The organism is Chloroflexota bacterium (assembly GCA_018648225.1).
Taxonomy (GTDB): Bacteria; Chloroflexota; Anaerolineae; order Anaerolineales; family UBA11858; genus NIOZ-UU35.
In genome coordinates this window covers 1-1,847 of record JABGRQ010000205.1, presented here as the reverse complement: position 1 = coordinate 1,847, position 1,847 = coordinate 1, and the positions used below count along the sequence as shown (strand labels likewise).

Below are 1,847 nucleotides of genomic sequence, written 5' to 3'. Positions count from 1 at the left end.
TTTCCAGGCGTTGCTGCACCATGCGCATCAGGCTGGTTTTGCCTACCCGCCGACCGCCATAAATAGCAAACGAATTTTGGCTATGCGCAGTAAGACCGTCTACCAGACGGTCTACCAACTCCCAACGACCAAAGAACATTTCGGGATTGGTGACAGCTTGTGTGATGAGATAGGGATTTGCGGGCATGATTTAATCCTCGTAAATTTCTAGTATCTCGTCGCGCACCCAGCGGCGCAACAAACCAAAGGCAATTTCATAGCGTTGGCCTTTTTCGATGACAATATGACGCTGCAAGAGGCTGCGCAAAGGTTTTTGTTCGCCGCGCAGCAACGGCCGCGGCTCGTCGGCGGCAGCCAGGCGCTCGACAACTTGCTGCTCATCAGCAGTCAGGCGGGTAGCCCATATTTGATCGTGGTAAGAACGCTTGCCGTCATCATCCATATACGCGTTGACCGCTTCGGCGCTTTCAGGCAGACCCACGGTAAGCTTCTCACCTGCGTTGCGCTCACCGCGCAGGCTGCTCCACAGGGCGCTGCATAATTGACGCGCCAGGAAAGGATGACCGGCGCTTTCGACGAAGATTTGCGTTAAAGCTTCAGGGTTGAATTCCAGCCCCATTTGGTGCCCAATCGTGATAACCATTTGGTCACATTCTTCGCGGCTGAGCGGCGGTAGGAAATATTCCTTAAAAAGATTAAATCCGGCATTTTCCAACCCGGCAAACTGCGCCTTGCGATTGATATTCGGGCTGATACCCACGGCTACGAAAGTCAGCGGCAGGCCCAATTGCTGAATGCCGCGCAGGGTTGCCAGCAGATCGTTATATCCGGCAAAACCGGCCACCAGATCAACATCTTCGCCGGGGATCAGGCGGTCAATTTCATCCACAAAAATCACAAAGCGCGGATTGGGCGCATGGCTGCGCAATAACTCGTAGAGGGTGTTCATATCGCTCGAAAAATCTTGCGCCCAGTCGCCAGTGCCGCGTAGAGCGCTGGTCAGGCATAACGGCGGGATTTCTGCATCCGGCCATTTGGTTTCAATATCATTGATCAAAGAACGGATCACCGCGGCGAAAACAGCTTGGGCGTTTTTTGATAAATTCTGCAAATCGACGCGCGCAACCGCCCGGTCGGCAAGACGCTCAGCCAGGTTATTGACAAACGAAGTCTTGCCCATCTTGTTGATCGCAAATATGCCCAAGGGTTGATTTTCGTTGAGGTACACAAGCAAGGTTTCAGTATCGCGCACGCGGCCAAAATAATGCTCGTCGCGCACGGGGAATTTATGATCGTACAGATCGGGGCTTTCGGCGAGATATTCGCTCAGCACGGCGTCAAATTCCTGATGGCAGGTATCGGCGGTCAGTGCGGTACGAATACGCGCCCGCGTGAGCGGCACAACCGTAAAACCCGCATCCCAGCGGTAGGCATACATTTGGGCCGAGGCCGCCATATCTGCGGATTCGCCGATCACCACCAGGGCCTTGCGCCCGCGCAGCGGGTCAGCATCTTCTTTGAACAGGCTGCTCACCGCGTCGGCAACCCGGCGCACAGTGGAGGCTTTCAACGCTTGTCCGGGTAACATTCGCGCCAGTACACGTTCGCCCAGGCGCTCGCGCTGAATCTGGCTCTGGGGCAGCAACATCAGATTGCTGCCAGCCTGTTTGTCGATTAAAAATCCGGCGCGCTCAAAGAAACGGATCGCTTCGGCGAAGGCTGGATCGCGCACACGCGCGGCCTCCAACGCTTCGTCCAGCGCGGCGGGCGGATAGGTGCGTTGGTAGACACGCAATAATTGCGGGCTGCCAAACTCGTACTCGCCTTGTTTGCCGCGCAGAATGCCG

Annotated in this window: 2 protein-coding genes; both read right to left on the bottom strand. The window is 55.7% G+C overall.

The features are described from left to right. Window positions 1-187: ATP-binding protein (locus HN413_17620; protein ID MBT3392220.1), on the bottom strand; the 187-nt coding region annotated here is incomplete at its 3' end. 3 nt (window positions 188-190) lie between these two features. After that, window positions 191-1,847: AAA family ATPase (locus tag HN413_17615; protein MBT3392219.1), on the bottom strand; the 1,657-nt coding region annotated here is incomplete at its 5' end.